General features: G+C 55.2%; 9 protein-coding genes. 1 reads left to right on the top strand and 8 read right to left on the bottom strand.

What is annotated here, in order from left to right:
- The first annotated feature begins 183 nt into the window (after nucleotides 1–183).
- Nucleotides 184–1,200, top strand: a complete 1,017-nt coding sequence (locus N512_RS0100220) for a LacI family DNA-binding transcriptional regulator (protein ID WP_028779001.1) — start codon at nucleotides 184–186, stop codon at nucleotides 1,198–1,200.
- Between the two features lie 63 nt (nucleotides 1,201–1,263).
- Here N512_RS0100220 and N512_RS0100215 read toward each other — a convergent pair whose 3' ends face one another.
- The 8 genes from N512_RS0100215 to glgC all read right to left on the bottom strand — a co-directional run bounded on the left by N512_RS0100215 (nucleotide 1,264) and on the right by glgC (nucleotide 13,301).
- The gene (locus tag N512_RS0100215; RefSeq protein ID WP_028779000.1) at nucleotides 1,264–2,553 is read right to left on the bottom strand and encodes an NAD(P)/FAD-dependent oxidoreductase; all 1,290 of its coding nucleotides are present in this window, start codon (nucleotides 2,551–2,553) and stop codon (nucleotides 1,264–1,266) included.
- A 137-nt stretch (nucleotides 2,554–2,690) separates the two neighbouring features.
- Nucleotides 2,691–4,052 carry an MATE family efflux transporter gene (locus tag N512_RS0100210; RefSeq protein ID WP_028778999.1) on the bottom strand — a complete coding sequence of 454 codons (1,362 nt, stop codon included), beginning with the start codon at nucleotides 4,050–4,052 and terminating at the stop codon, nucleotides 2,691–2,693.
- 176 nt (nucleotides 4,053–4,228) lie between these two features.
- The gene (locus N512_RS0100205) at nucleotides 4,229–5,362 is read right to left on the bottom strand and encodes a CobW family GTP-binding protein (RefSeq protein WP_028778998.1); all 1,134 of its coding nucleotides are present in this window, start codon (nucleotides 5,360–5,362) and stop codon (nucleotides 4,229–4,231) included.
- Nucleotides 5,363–5,485: 123 nt separating this feature from the next.
- Nucleotides 5,486–5,833 (bottom strand): hypothetical protein, encoded by a 348-nt coding sequence (locus tag N512_RS0100200; RefSeq protein ID WP_051472568.1) that lies wholly within the window; start codon nucleotides 5,831–5,833, stop codon nucleotides 5,486–5,488.
- Between the two features lie 98 nt (nucleotides 5,834–5,931).
- Nucleotides 5,932–7,200 carry a DEAD/DEAH box helicase gene (locus N512_RS21860; protein WP_051472567.1) on the bottom strand — a complete coding sequence of 423 codons (1,269 nt, stop codon included), beginning with the start codon at nucleotides 7,198–7,200 and terminating at the stop codon, nucleotides 5,932–5,934.
- Between the two features lie 53 nt (nucleotides 7,201–7,253).
- Nucleotides 7,254–10,307, bottom strand: a complete 3,054-nt coding sequence (locus N512_RS0100190) for an EAL domain-containing protein (RefSeq protein ID WP_028778996.1) — start codon at nucleotides 10,305–10,307, stop codon at nucleotides 7,254–7,256.
- 73 nt (nucleotides 10,308–10,380) lie between these two features.
- Nucleotides 10,381–12,033 carry a glycogen synthase gene (locus N512_RS21855; protein WP_231473463.1) on the bottom strand — a complete coding sequence of 551 codons (1,653 nt, stop codon included), beginning with the start codon at nucleotides 12,031–12,033 and terminating at the stop codon, nucleotides 10,381–10,383.
- Nucleotides 12,033–13,301, bottom strand: coding sequence for a glucose-1-phosphate adenylyltransferase (gene glgC, locus N512_RS0100180; RefSeq protein ID WP_025889422.1), 1,269 nt, complete (start codon nucleotides 13,299–13,301; stop codon nucleotides 12,033–12,035). The genes N512_RS21855 and glgC overlap by 1 nt, the downstream gene beginning before the upstream one ends.
- Nucleotides 13,302–13,309: the final 8 nt, after the last annotated feature.

Raw genomic sequence — 13,309 nt, 5'->3', positions numbered from 1 at the left:
CTAATTGCTGTGCAAGCCACTCTCTGCAAAAGAGAAGGCCATGAGGACTTATTCGCACCTTCCCTAAATTCTGCGTTGCCAAACTGGCTAAAAGTCAGCAGTATAAGATGCTCGACAAGCGGCCATGCCGCTTCCGGCCCCCGCTGGCTGTGAGTATTCGCCTGACATCTCGGACTAAGTTGAATGAAAGTAACCATCAATGACGTGGCTAAATATGCCGGCGTTTCCATCAAGACAGTATCCCGGGTCACCAATAATGAGCCTTCGGTTAAACAGGCTACTATCGACAAGGTCAATGCTGCAATCAAGGCGTTGAATTACCAGCCGAATTTAGCTGCCCGCAACCTGGCTGCCACCAGTTCTTATGTCATAGGCTTCGTCTATGACAACCCCAATGCCTACTACATTATCGATATGCAGAACGGTATTCTTTCCGCCTGTCGGGACAAGGGCTATGAGCTGCTGATCCACCCCTGTGATGCCAAGGCCGATGGTATTTGTGAACAACTGACCACTATGGTGAAACATGCCCGCCTGGCCGGACTGGTACTAACGCCGCCGCTGTCGGAAGATCCCAAGGTACTCTCCGCCCTGGATGCCATAGGTGCCAACTATGTTCGCATCATGGCCGGTGACAGAGTAAAGGCCGATACCGGGCTGGCGGTATTGGTTAACGACAGATCCGGCGCCGTGGCCATTACCCAACATCTTATCGATCTCGGGCATCGGCAAATCGCCTTTCTCAGCGGCGACTATCATCACCAATCCACCAAGGAGCGTCTCGAAGGTTATCGTCAGGCCTTGAGGGATAACGGCCTGGACGAGTCTCCCGAGCTGATTGTCGAGGGGGAATATTCGTTTGAATCCGGAGTTGAAGGTGCCAAGAAGCTACTCAAAGGGGCTAACCGGCCCAGCGCCATAGTGGCCTGTAACGACGAAATCGCCGCCGGAGCCCTGTTTGCCGCCAGGCTTGAAGGGGTGGATATTCCCACCGAGCTCTCGATTGTCGGCTTTGAGGACAGCCCCTTCTCACGCCAAACCTGGCCCAAGTTGACCACGGTGCATCAGCCCAACGGCAAGATTGCCCAGATAGCTACCGAGCTGTTGATCGCCAATCGCCGTGAGCAGAGCGCTCGCAGCGAGATCTTCACCCCAGAGCCGGTTATCAGAGACTCGAGCGCCAGAGTGCAAGCAAGCTGAAATTCCAGCCACTAAAAAGGCGCTCTACTGAGCGCCTTTGCGATAAGGTTCAAAATCACTTTATCAATGCAGCTTGAGTTTGGGCCTGTGCCACTTCAGCAGCCGCTGCGCCAGACGATACACCAACGCCGAAAACCAACCGTACAAACTCGCCAGATGGCGTTGATACAGGGACATGTACATCATCCGCGCCACGTAACCCTCAATAAACAGGGAGCCGGATCTCAGGTTGCCCATCAGATTGCCCACCGCCGAGAAACGGCTCAGTGACACCAATGAACCATAGTCGCGGTAGACAAAAGGATTTTCTGCCTTGCCCTTCAAGCGGTTGAGAATATTCTTATACAGGGTTTCCGCCATCTGCGATGCGGCTTGTGCCCGGGGAGGCACAGGCTTGCCGTTGTCCTGCACCAAAAAGGCGCAGTCGCCCAAGGCGTAGATATCCTTATGGCCCTTGACCCGCATACAGGCATCGACCTCGATAAGGTTACGGTTATTGACCGGCAACTTATCAAACTGCTGCAGTACATCCGGCCCCTTGACGCCGGCGGCCCACACCTTAAGCCCGGCAGGGATCAGCACATCTTCCTGGGTAATAAAGCCCTGCTTGGTCACCTCTTTGACCTGCACCCCTATGTGCAAGCGAACTCCGATATGATCCAGTACAGACTGGGCTCTGGAGCTCACCTTGTCCGGCAGAGCTGGCAATATCTTGGGCGCTGCCTCAATCAGGTGAATTTCCAGATGATGCTTATCGACATTGAGGTAACCGTATTCTTTGACCGAGTCCAGCACATGATGCAACTCGGCGGCCAGCTCAACCCCGGTCGCGCCGGCACCCACTATGCCGATACTGAGCTTTTCGCTGGTTTCATCCAGCAGTAACAGGTTGTCCAGCAACTTGTGGTGAAATTGATTGGCGCTGTCGAGGCTGTCGAGGAAGATACAGTGCTCTTTGGCACCCGGGGTGTTAAAGCTGTTGGCCACCCCGCCGATGGCGACCACCAGATAGTCATAGGGCAACTCACGCTCGGCGATAATCTGCTCGCCATCATCATTGCTGACTCCGGCCAGGGTGATGGTCTTGGCCTCGGGATCGCATTGCAGCATTTCACCGCGCAGGAAGCGATAGCCATTTTTCAGGCCATGGTCGCGATACAGCAAGCCTTCTACCGATTGATCTATCACCCCAACGGCCACTTCGTGCAGTTTGGGCTTCCAGATATGTACCGGACTCTTGTCTATCAGGGTTATTTCAGCCTCTTCCTTCAGGCCCAATTTGCGTCCCAGCTTGGAAGCCAGCGCCAATCCTCCGGCGCCGCCGCCCACAATTAAAATCCGCTTACCGGTCACAAATTCCCCCAAGAGTATGAACTAATGCAAGATAGTCTTTTATAACATGATCCTGCTCAAAAATAACCTGAGTTCTAAATTAATATTTCTTTATATATCACTGATGCAGGTGAATATTTGCCATCATTTCCTGTCGCTCAAGGCTGGTGTAATGCCACCTTGGTGCGCTTTAAACTGTAGAACATCCACAGGCACAATAGGCTGCTGCAGGATGCCAAGGAGATCCACACGCCCGGCACGCCAAAGGCCCAGGCAAACACCCAGAGGAACAGGCCTATCAGCAGCAACTTACTGCCCGTGAGTATCGAGGCCTCTGCCGGACGATTGATGGCCTGAAAGAAGCTGGCTCCTACCAAAATCAAGCCTTCCATCGGCAAGCCCCAGAAATAGAGATACATGCCCTCAATGGCAACCGGGGCCAGAGTCGGGTTGTCACCGACAAACAGATACACCATCCATTCCGGACGGCTATAGATAAGCACCAAGCCCAGCAAGGCGCAGATTAAGGTGACGGAAAACGCCATTTTGGCGGTCTGCTTGACCCTGTCATATCGACCGGCACCGGCATTGAAGCTGAGAATGGGTTGGGTGCCGAGGGCTATGCCTTCAAACACAAAGTAAAACAGGGCTTCGGTATAACTCACCACGCCATAGGCGGCCACATGCAGCGAAGTGCCGGTCCAGAGCAGCGCCATGTTATGCATGGTCAATACAATCGACAGATAGAGATTCATCAGGAAACTGGGCATCCCCAGCTTGACGATTTCCCAAACCAGCTCCTGGCTCAGTTTCATCTGCTGCCAGTCGATATTGAGCCGGGTGCGCTTGCCAAAGAAATGTTGCAGACACAGGCCGCCGGTGACCGCCTGGGACAACATGGTAGCAATGGCGGCACCGGTCAGTCCAAAGGGAAAGACCACAATAAACAGCCAATCCAGCAGGGTGTTGAGCACGCCTCCAAACACCAGGATCCAGGTGACGAAACTGGGGCGACCGTCGTTACGCAAAAGCGCCGAGAAGGCCATGGAGATGATGGGGAAAATGCCCAAGGCAAAGTACCAGAACAGGTATTGGTAGGCGCCTTCATAGACCTCACCTTCGGCTTTCAGCCAGCGCAGAATGTCGTCGGTCAGCATGGTACCGGCAAGCGACACCACCAATGCACTCAACAGACAAAGACTGAAGGTATTGCCGAGAATTTTTCTGGCCCTGGTGACATCACCGCGGCCAAGATTGATGGAGATAAGCGCGGCGCCGCCCATGCCCAAAAGCGCACCGAGCGCATAGAGAATGGCGCCCACAGGGTAAGCCAGCATAATACCCGCCAGACCCGTTTCCCCCAGGTAGTGGCCGATGAACATCCCGTCTATGGTGACGTAAATTCCGGTCACCAACATGGACATCACAGTGGGGACTGTGTAACGCCAAAAGAGTTTACTGACAGGTTGCTGCAGTAAGGCGAGATCCTGCTCAGTCTGGGGGACGCTGTTTGGGGTCATGACGCTTTCTCAACATCAAAGGTGTTAAACCATAAGTTCGATATCAGAGGCCATATTAGGAGGCGCCAGCTCGGCCTTCATTCAAATTGGCACTCCGAAATCAATCACCTCGGAAAAAGTGGATGGCGGATTGTACCCGAGTTATCAGCCTGGATGCCACAGCCTTGAATAGGGCGTTATTCGGCGACTTTCATGGCGAGCAGTTGCTGCTCCAAAGATTCAGGCTGCAAAGGGGCGCGACTGATGATCTCCAGCCTGGAGTCCATGGCATCATCGAGCTCTTCAACGCTCAATTCACCGTCGAGCATATTGAGCGCCGCTATGCCGTCTTTGGTGATCATCACAGCTTTTAGTCGCACCACATCGAGTGCCTTGGCCCAGCGATAGAGGCGCTCGAGATCGAACAGCCAATCCGGAGTAAAGATCCAGCCATAGCTGTAACAGCCCTCGCCTTTATTACTTTTGAACACTATGCCGCGAGCGTCCCACTCGGGTGCTTCCGGGCTCTGCGGCTCGACGCCGAGTGGCTTGATGGCAAACACACCGGCATTTTGCCGCAACAGCCCGGCGCCTAAGGGAGTGGCTTTAGTGTTCAAATTGGCCTTTGCCGGCCGAGCCAGCGCCCGCAACAATTCATCATTGAGCTTCTGCTCTTTGGACCAGTAAAACAGCTCCCCTTCCAGTTGCTGAGCGGCAATAAAGGTGGCTATTTGTTCCCTCAAGTGTGCAGCTAGCTGCCCACTCTCCTGATCACTTTCCGGCTCATCCCCTTTTGCACTTAGCGGCTCATCCCCAGGCAGAACCATTGACTCTTGGTGTTGCCAGAGGTCCTGCTTGCCGGCCAGCAGGATATCGGCTATCTGCAGCTGGGAGAGAAAATTCTCATGTTCGGTATAACGCTTGTCACTGAGTTTGCGCGGGTCAAACAGACAGATACTGGCCTTGAGGCTGAGCACTTCGGCAAACGGTTTCGAGCTTAGGGTTTTCAAAATCTCTTTGGGATGGCCAAGGCCTGTTGGCTCTATCAGCAATCTGTCGGGTTTGGCCCGGGCCAGCAGCTGAGTCACCGCCACTTGAGTCGGCACCCCGGCGGCGCAGCACAAACAGCCGCCGGGCACTTCTCGTATGACAACGCCAGAGTCACTCGGCCCCATCAGGCCGGCATCTATTCCTATTTCACCGAACTCATTGACCAATACCGCCCAGGTCTCGCCAGCGGGCTTATTGGCCAGCAGTGCTTTGATAAAGGTGGTTTTGCCTGAGCCGAGAAAGCCGGTGATCAGATTGGTGGCGACGGGTTTGAGGATCATCTGTGACTCCATTCCTTACAGCATTGAGGCAGCAGAGTGTAACCCAAGCAGGGAAAGAGTTAGCTCGAAATTGTAAACAGATGCAAAATGGGCGCGTATAGCGCCCATTTCTGTATACCTTCCCTAAGGCTTGAGTTCGTGATCCACTATCGGTGTCAGCCCCTTGGCACGATTTTTCATGGCATCGTCCAAGTCAAAGCCGCTGGCACGCCAGCCTTTGGCCTCAGCCGCAGAGAAGCTCTGCAAGTGCCACTCTTTGGCATCTTGGAGTTTAAAGCCTGCATCCTGCCAGGCGCCTGCGCTTGAGGCATCGAAACCGGCAACATGCCACTGCTGGGCGCTTCGGGAGTCAAAACCTGCCTCTTTCCAGGAGGCTATCTCGGTTGAACTCATACCGGACCAGTCTTTGGGAATGGAACTGCAAGCCACAAGCATACTCAACCACAGCAAGATCACTAATTTTCGCAACATACTCATCTCCTGATACCTTTACTATTCCTTAAGCTAAGGGGGCTGCGCTGCCGACGGCTTATTGAGGCAACGCATTGAGTATAGCAGGGCAGATTGCATTATCTGCGTCTTGGGCCTTTGGGAGCCTGGCCCTTGCGACCGGGTTTATGGCCCCTGTGAGTCTTGGCATGTCGGGGCTTCTCTATTGGCTGTAAATAACGCTCCGGCAGCGGCGCGCCCTTCTCGTAACCCGGCAGTACTTCTCTTGGCAGCTTGTAACCGAGCAGGGCTTCTATTTCAGCCAGTTTTTGCTCTTCGGCCGGGCTCACCAAAGAAATGGCTTCTCCGCTGCGCCCTGCTCTGCCGGTACGGCCAATGCGATGAATATAGTCATCAGCCTGGGATGGCAGCTCGAGATTGATAACCCTTGGCAAAGCCGGAATATCCAGGCCTCGGGCCGCGACATCGGTTGCTACCAATACCCTAACTTCTCCATCAATGAACTGCGCCAGAGCGCGGCTGCGGGCGCCCTGAGTCTTGTCACCGTGAAAACAGGCGCTCTTGATGCCGTCGAGTTTTAGCTCTTGCTGCAACTGCTCGGCACTCTCCTTGGTACTGACAAAGGCCAACACCTGTTGCCAGTTGTTGCGACCAATAAGCTCGGCAAGCAACTCGGCTTTACGGCGATAGTCCACCGGATACACCTTTTGCTGGATCTGCTCCTGAGTGCGGCTCTCTTTATCTACTTCAAACCATTCTGGCTTATCGAGCAGCTTGTGCCCGAGGCGCTTGACCGCCTCGGGGAAGGTCGCCGAAAACAGCATGGTCTGATGCCCATCTGGCAGATAGCGCCCCAGACGCTCAATATCCGGCAAGAATCCCAGGTCCAACATGCGGTCGGCCTCATCCAGCACCAGGGCCCTAACCTTATCCAGCCTGAGATGATCTTGGCTCAGGTGATCGAACAGCCGCCCCGGCGTCGCCACCAGCACCTCAATACCGGCCGCTATCGCCTTGCGTTGAGGGTTGAAGTTGGCGCCGCCAAAAATGGCCAAAATGCGAAATGGCGTATGGGCGGCGTATTTACCCAACTGAGTCGCCACTTGCTGCGCCAGCTCGCGGGTTGGTGTCAGGATAAGCACTCTGGGAGCGGCGCCATACTCAGGCTCAGCGAGCCCCTGTTGCTGCCACTCATTAATCAAGGCGGCCAACAGCGGCAAGCCAAAGGCCGCGGTTTTGCCTGTGCCTGTCTGGGCCGAAGCCATAATATCCCGTCCGGCCAGCGCCGCCGGCAGTACCTGCTGCTGCACCGCCGTCAACTCACGATAGCCGCACTGGGCAACGGCTTCGAGCAGCGCTCCCGGCAGCTGGGTTTCAGAAAACTGCATCTTCAACACCTGAAACATAAAAAGGCCGGCGAGTATACCGCAAACACAAGTTATCAGCTGGCATTTCCACCACCTATGACCTGATGCTTGCCAAGATATTTTTGCTCAAAGCCTTCGATATCCAACGCCTGGGAGTAGAGGTAACCCTGGGCATAGTCGCAGCCTATGCGGGTCAAGATCTCGGCCTGACCGGCTGTCTCTACCCCTTCGGCTATCACCTTCATCCCCAACTTGTGCGCCATGACTATGATGGCTTCACAGAGGGTCAGGTCACTCTCATCCGTTTCCAAATTACGGGTAAAAGATTGATCTATCTTGAGATAGTCGATATCAAACCGCTTCAGATAAGCCAGGGAGGAATAGCCGGTGCCAAAGTCATCCAGAGACACCTGAATGCCAGCATCCCTATAGGCCAACAGCTTTTCGGTCACTCCCATATTGGCATCCAGCAACAGGCCTTCAGTTATCTCTATACAGATCCCCGAGCCAGAGACACCCAGACTTGTCAGCAGCTCAAGCCACTCAGCAAAGCGGTTGCCTTCGTCGCGAAATTGGATTGGCGATTTGTTGATACTGATCTGCACCTCGCTCCCATAAGCCTCGCGCCAGGCGGCACTCTGACGCGCCGCCTGCTCAAACACCCAGTTACCGATTTCAAAGATAAGCCCTGTGTCTTCTGCCACCGGAATAAACTCAGCCGGCGAGACGCTGCCGCGCTCACTATGATTCCAGCGCAGCAAGGCTTCGGCCTTGAATACCTTACCGCTGCCCAGCTCGACTATGGGTTGGAACCTGAGTTCGAATTCGCGCCGCTCCAATGCCTGACGCAAATCCTGAATAAGCCGCATCCTGTATCTGGCGTATTCCTGCATAGAAGCAGTGAAATAGTTGAAACGGTTGCGGCCCTGATCTTTGGCGGCATACATGGCCTGATCCGCATGTTTAAGCAACAACTCCACTGTCTGACCATCATCGGGATACAGGGTAATGCCGATACTGGCGCTGATAAAGGCGGTTTCATCGCCCAACTTGAAGGGCTCCGCCAGACTGCTGAGAATATGGTTGGCAACCCGCTCGACCCCGTTATGATCCTGCACATCCGAGAGCAGCAAGGTGAACTCATCGCCGCCGAGTCTGGCCACCACGTCGGACTCACGCACACAGGCCTGCAGCCGCTCCGAGGTTTCCACCAGCAGTAAATCCCCCATGTCATGACCCAGGGTATCATTAACCTCTTTGAAGAAATCCAGATCCAGAAACAGCAGCGCAAAACCATGGCCATGGCGCTTGGCCTTACGGATTTCATTGCCAAGATGCTCGGTGAACATGCGCCGGTTCGGCAAACCTGTCAGGGCATCATAGTTGGCCTGACGCCAGATAAGACGTTCATTCTGCTTCTTGTCGGTGATATCGGAAAACAGCGCCACCCTTCTCAGAGGGGTATCATCCGTGCTGTGAATGGTATTGATGCTGAGCCAAATCATTATCTTGCGGCCATCACTGCAGCGCAGCCACATCTCTCCCTGCCAGCGCCCCTTGTGGCTGAGATCATGATTCAGCTCACGGTAAAACCTCTCATCGTGGTCGTCGCACTTGAGCATATCTATGTTACTGCCCAGCACATCTTGTGGCTGATACCCTGTGATGGCGCTGAACGCCGAATTGACCGTCATTATGGTGCCGACATCATCCAGCACACTCATCGCCTCGCTGGAATTTTCATAGACGGAAGCCGCCAGCTTGAGTGAGGCTTCCAGCTGTTTTTGCTCGGTAATATCCACATGCACGCCGCAAACCCTGAGAGGCCTGCCCTTCTCGTCACGACTGACCACCTTGCCGGTATCCTGCACCCAGCGCAGTTCGCCGTCCGGACGGATCAGCCGGTACTGCACCTTGTGTTGCTCGGTTTTGCACGCCAGGTGCTCATCCAAAGAGCGCAGTACCCAGGCCCTGTCCTTGGGATGAATACCATCTAACCACAGGCGTTTGTTGTCGTTGAGATTGTTAAGGGAGCAGCCGAGAATTTCGGCACTGCGTTTGTTGCGCACTACGGTATCCTTGACTGGGTCCCAGTCCCAGAAGCCGAGTTGACCGCTTTGCAGCACCAGCTCCAACTGATCGCGACTGGCGGCAATCGCCTGCTCGGCCAACTTGGCCGAGGTAATATCGATATAGCCGGCTATCACCAACTGTACCTGCTGATGATGGCGCTGACAGGCCACAGTCATATGGGTATAGACATACTGCCCCTGCTTGGAGACGAAGCGTTTTTCCATCTCATATTCGTCGATTTCACCATCCAGCATCCGCCTGAATTGCGCCATGTCGGCGGGCAGATCATCCGGGTGGGTCAGCTCAGACCAGGTCAGTTGCGACAACTCCTGCTCTGTGTAACCCAACATCCGGCACATGTGGGGGTTTATCTTGAGCCAGCGTTGATCCGGCGAGGTGATGGAAATCCCTATGTTGCCAACATGGAACTGGGAGCGAAACAGAAAGTCATCCTGCAGCCGAATGCGGTTGTCGCGCTCAAATTCAAGCCGCCGCGACAGCAAGCGCCCCAGCAACACATTGGTGAGTGGGAACAAGGTCAGCACTGGCAAACTGATACTGGCAAGCACCCCTTTGGCGGTTTCCCAGGGCAGCAGTAACATCCAGGCCAGCATCACCAGATGCACCAATAGGGAAAAGCCGGCCAGCTCCGGGTAGCCTATATCGGCGAGGGATTGCTTGCGCCGTTTGCGCCACAACAGGCCTATCAAGCCGCTGGAGAAGATCACTCCAACACCAACCCAAACAGCACCGCCACCGAGGTAGATGCGAAAAGCGGCGGTAATCACGCAGGCGATTATGGTCGGCAGGCCGCCGAAAAACAGGCCTGAGATACTTAAAAGTACGGAGCGACTATCGAAGAAGATCCCCGGCTCATAGCTCCAGGGGGTAAGCATCACCGCAATACAGATGCCACCGATAATGACGCCAATCAACAAACGCCACAGCAGGAAGTATTCCCGCTGCTGCTGTCTGGGAATAGCATCATAAATAAACACCAATGCCAGCAAAAATGCGGCATTTTGTGCCAAAGGAAGGAAAATGCTCTGCTCCATCTGCCCCCAAGCCTGTGAATAACAAAGAAGAAATCTACAGGTCTAGTGTAGCAGAGCACCTTCGGAAACCTGACTAATTTATGGCGCTTTCCACTGGGCGCCGCTCATCCTTGCTGGAATTTTCCACCTGGTAGAGTTGCGTCAGATAAAGCCTTGCGCTGTCTTGCCATGAAAAGCGGCTGGCGGAAGCCCTTTTTCTAAGGGCGTTCCAGTTGGCAGTGGAATAGAGCTCAAAGGCCCGGGACAGGGCGTCGAGCAGCGCCTTGGCCTGTTCATCCAGCCCCGTCCCCGAGAATACCAAGCCATTGTCACCGTCGCTGATGGTATCGGCCAGTCCGCCTGTGGCATGCACCAAGCAGGGTTGGCCTGCTCTCAAAGCCAGCATCTGGCTGATACCGCAAGGCTCGAAGGAGCTTGGCATCACAAACAGATCGCCGCATTGATAGAGGGCATCGGCCAGCTCCTGATGATAACCATTGATAAAGCGAAAATTGCTGTTGCTCGCGGCGATGCGGCCAAAGAGTGCCGCTATCTGCTCATCGCCGCTGCCGAGCAGCCAAAAACAGGCGCTGTCGCTAAACTGCGCCAGCCTTAGCAGCAGCTCTTCCAGCACTGTCTTGCCCTGCCAGGGATGACACAGCAAGAGTAACTTCTGTTCAGTGAGCCTGCCAACCGAGGTCAGCAGCATTCCCGGTGAGTCCGATATCTGGCCCAAGCGGATTTGAGCAATCATATCTGCCGGCGTCACTGCATCGCTGCGCCCGAGTTTACTCAACAATGCCTCTGTGGCTATCTTGGGCAGTTGCAACTTGAGTTGCCGCCGCTTGCCGGCAGCGAGCGGTAATCCTTTTTGATAGTCACAGCCGTTGAGAATACCGAACACCTGGCCAAGCTTGGCTTTGGCCTGCAGGTCAACCTCCAATCCTTCGCCGCCAAAGAAACCTAGCTCTGGCTGTGACGGACGCAGCACTTCCTTGGCATAAGTCGCCGAGACCAGATGGATAACATCACTGAACTGAATCGCCGCTCGCAGCGGATTGATGCACCCGGGGTAGCGGGTATCCTGCGCCAGTTGCAGCTTGGGGTTTCCCCCTTCGGCCAACAGCCAGGGATACCAGGCCGCCAGGGAAGATGCCTCGCCGGCAAGCGGCCGCACACCCTGCATCGCCAGGTTGTGAATACTGAGGACACAGGGCACTTTTGATAGGCCGTGATAGGCAGGATCCAGTGCTCTTAACATGGCAAAACCGCCGCAGTGCCAGTCGTGCAGGTGAAACCTGTCCGGCAGCGGCAGTAATCCCTGTTTCAGCGCCGCCGCCACTGCAGCGCCGAAGAGGGCAAACTTGCCTGCATCTGTGGCAAAGGGGCGCTCAGGGCCATCAAGGCTGTAGACTTCACGCTTAACGCCGCAAAAACCTTCATGAGCCAGAAGATAGATCCACAACCCCTGGGAGCCTGGCTGAACCGCCGGATTGGCGATACGATACAGCCGCGCCCGGGTGGTGCCTGCGCCGAAAGCAAATTCAAACTCGCACAGAAAATCGGCCCCCTGCTCCTTGGCCAAAAAGCCATAGTCCGGCATTATGATATGCGCCGCTACGCCTTGGCCTTGCAGCGCCGGAGCCAACTCGGCCAGCACATCGGCCATACCGCCGACTTTGGCGCCGGCCAGGGCAGCGTTTTCCGCTGCCAACATCAACACCTGCAGTTTTGCTTTCGCCGCCATTATTCGTACCCCACAGGCAGTCCCAACATGTCGCGGGTCACCAGCACCACACCGTTTTCCGAGACCCGAAAACCCTTGGCCCTGTCGTGGTCATGGTTGAAGCCTATCTCCATCCCCTCGGGGATAATGCAGCCCCGATCTATGATAGCCTTGCGAATGCGGCAATGACGCAACACCACCACATCGGGCAGGATCACTGAGTCTTCCACCTCTGAGTAAGAACAAACCCTGACCTCATTGAAGAGGACGCAGTGGCGCACAGTGGCACCTGAGATAATGCAGCCGCTGGAAACCACAGAGTCCAGTGCCATGCCGCGCCTGTCATCATCGTCAAATACAAACTTGGCCGGCGGCAGTTGTTCCTGATAGGTCCAGATGGGCCATTTGGCATCATAGAGATTGAGCGCCGGCGTCGGCGACAGCAGTTCCATATTGGCTTGCCAGAAAGAATCCAGAGTTCCCACATCGCGCCAGTAGGCCTGCTCATTGGGAAAAGCGCTGCGAAACGGATAGGCATAGACCCGGTGCTTTTCTATGATGGCCGGAATAATGTCCTTGCCGAAATCCCGGTTGGAATCGGCGTTCTGGGCATCTTTTTTCAGCTGTTCAAACAAAAACTCTGTGTTGAACACATAGTTGCCCATGGATGCCAGGCAGGATTCGGGGTTATCCGGCAAGGGCCTGGGTTGGGCCGGTTTCTCTTCAAACCCCAGAATACGGTTGCTGCTGTCCACCTCCATCACCCCGAAGGCGTTGGCCGCTTCGGCCACCGGCACCTCCATACAGGAAACCGTCATATCGGCGCCGGACTCGGCATGAGCGGCCAGCAGCCCGGCGTAATCCATGCGGTAGATATGATCGCCCGAAAGCACCATCACATAGCGCGGCAGCTCGTGACGTATGATGTCTATGTTCTGAAACACTGCATCGGCCGTGCCCTGATACCAGTTGTCCGAATAACGTTGGGACGCCGGCAATATCTCCACCGACTCCCCCAACTCCTTTTTGAAATGCCCCCAGCCGCGGGTCACGTGGCGGATAAGCGAATGGGACTTATACTGGGTCACCACCCCTACCCGGCGGATCCCCGAGTTGATGCAGTTGGACAGCGGAAAGTCGATGATCCTGAACTTGCCGCCGAAATAAAGCGCCGGCTTGGCCCGCCAATCGGTCAGCTCATGGAGGCGGGAACCCCGGCCTCCGGCCAGGATCAGGGCATAGGTTTCACGGGTAAGGTTACTGATATAACGCGGACTCGGATTCGGCATAAAAGCGT

The organism is Shewanella sp. 38A_GOM-205m (genome assembly GCF_000518445.1).
GTDB classification, from domain to species: Bacteria; Pseudomonadota; Gammaproteobacteria; order Enterobacterales; family Shewanellaceae; genus Shewanella; species Shewanella algae.
The sequence above is the reverse complement of the archived record's forward strand: the minus strand, read 5'-3'. Positions and strand labels throughout refer to the sequence as shown.

What these genes read in the sequence shown, in the direction of transcription:
- glgC (WP_025889422.1), bottom strand. Translation starts at nt 13,301, where the DNA reads ATGCCGAATCCGAGTCCGCGTTATATCAGTAACCTTACCCGTGAAACC.
- N512_RS0100205 (WP_028778998.1), bottom strand. Translation starts at nt 5,362, where the DNA reads ATGATCCTCAAACCCGTCGCCACCAATCTGATCACCGGCTTTCTCGGC.
- N512_RS0100220 (WP_028779001.1), top strand. Translation starts at nt 184, where the DNA reads ATGAAAGTAACCATCAATGACGTGGCTAAATATGCCGGCGTTTCCATC.
- N512_RS0100190 (WP_028778996.1), bottom strand. Translation starts at nt 10,307, where the DNA reads ATGGAGCAGAGCATTTTCCTTCCTTTGGCACAAAATGCCGCATTTTTG.
- N512_RS0100210 (WP_028778999.1), bottom strand. Translation starts at nt 4,052, where the DNA reads ATGACCCCAAACAGCGTCCCCCAGACTGAGCAGGATCTCGCCTTACTG.
- N512_RS0100200 (WP_051472568.1), bottom strand. Translation starts at nt 5,833, where the DNA reads ATGTTGCGAAAATTAGTGATCTTGCTGTGGTTGAGTATGCTTGTGGCT.
- N512_RS21855 (WP_231473463.1), bottom strand. Translation starts at nt 12,033, where the DNA reads ATGGCGGCGAAAGCAAAACTGCAGGTGTTGATGTTGGCAGCGGAAAAC.
- N512_RS21860 (WP_051472567.1), bottom strand. Translation starts at nt 7,200, where the DNA reads ATGCAGTTTTCTGAAACCCAGCTGCCGGGAGCGCTGCTCGAAGCCGTT.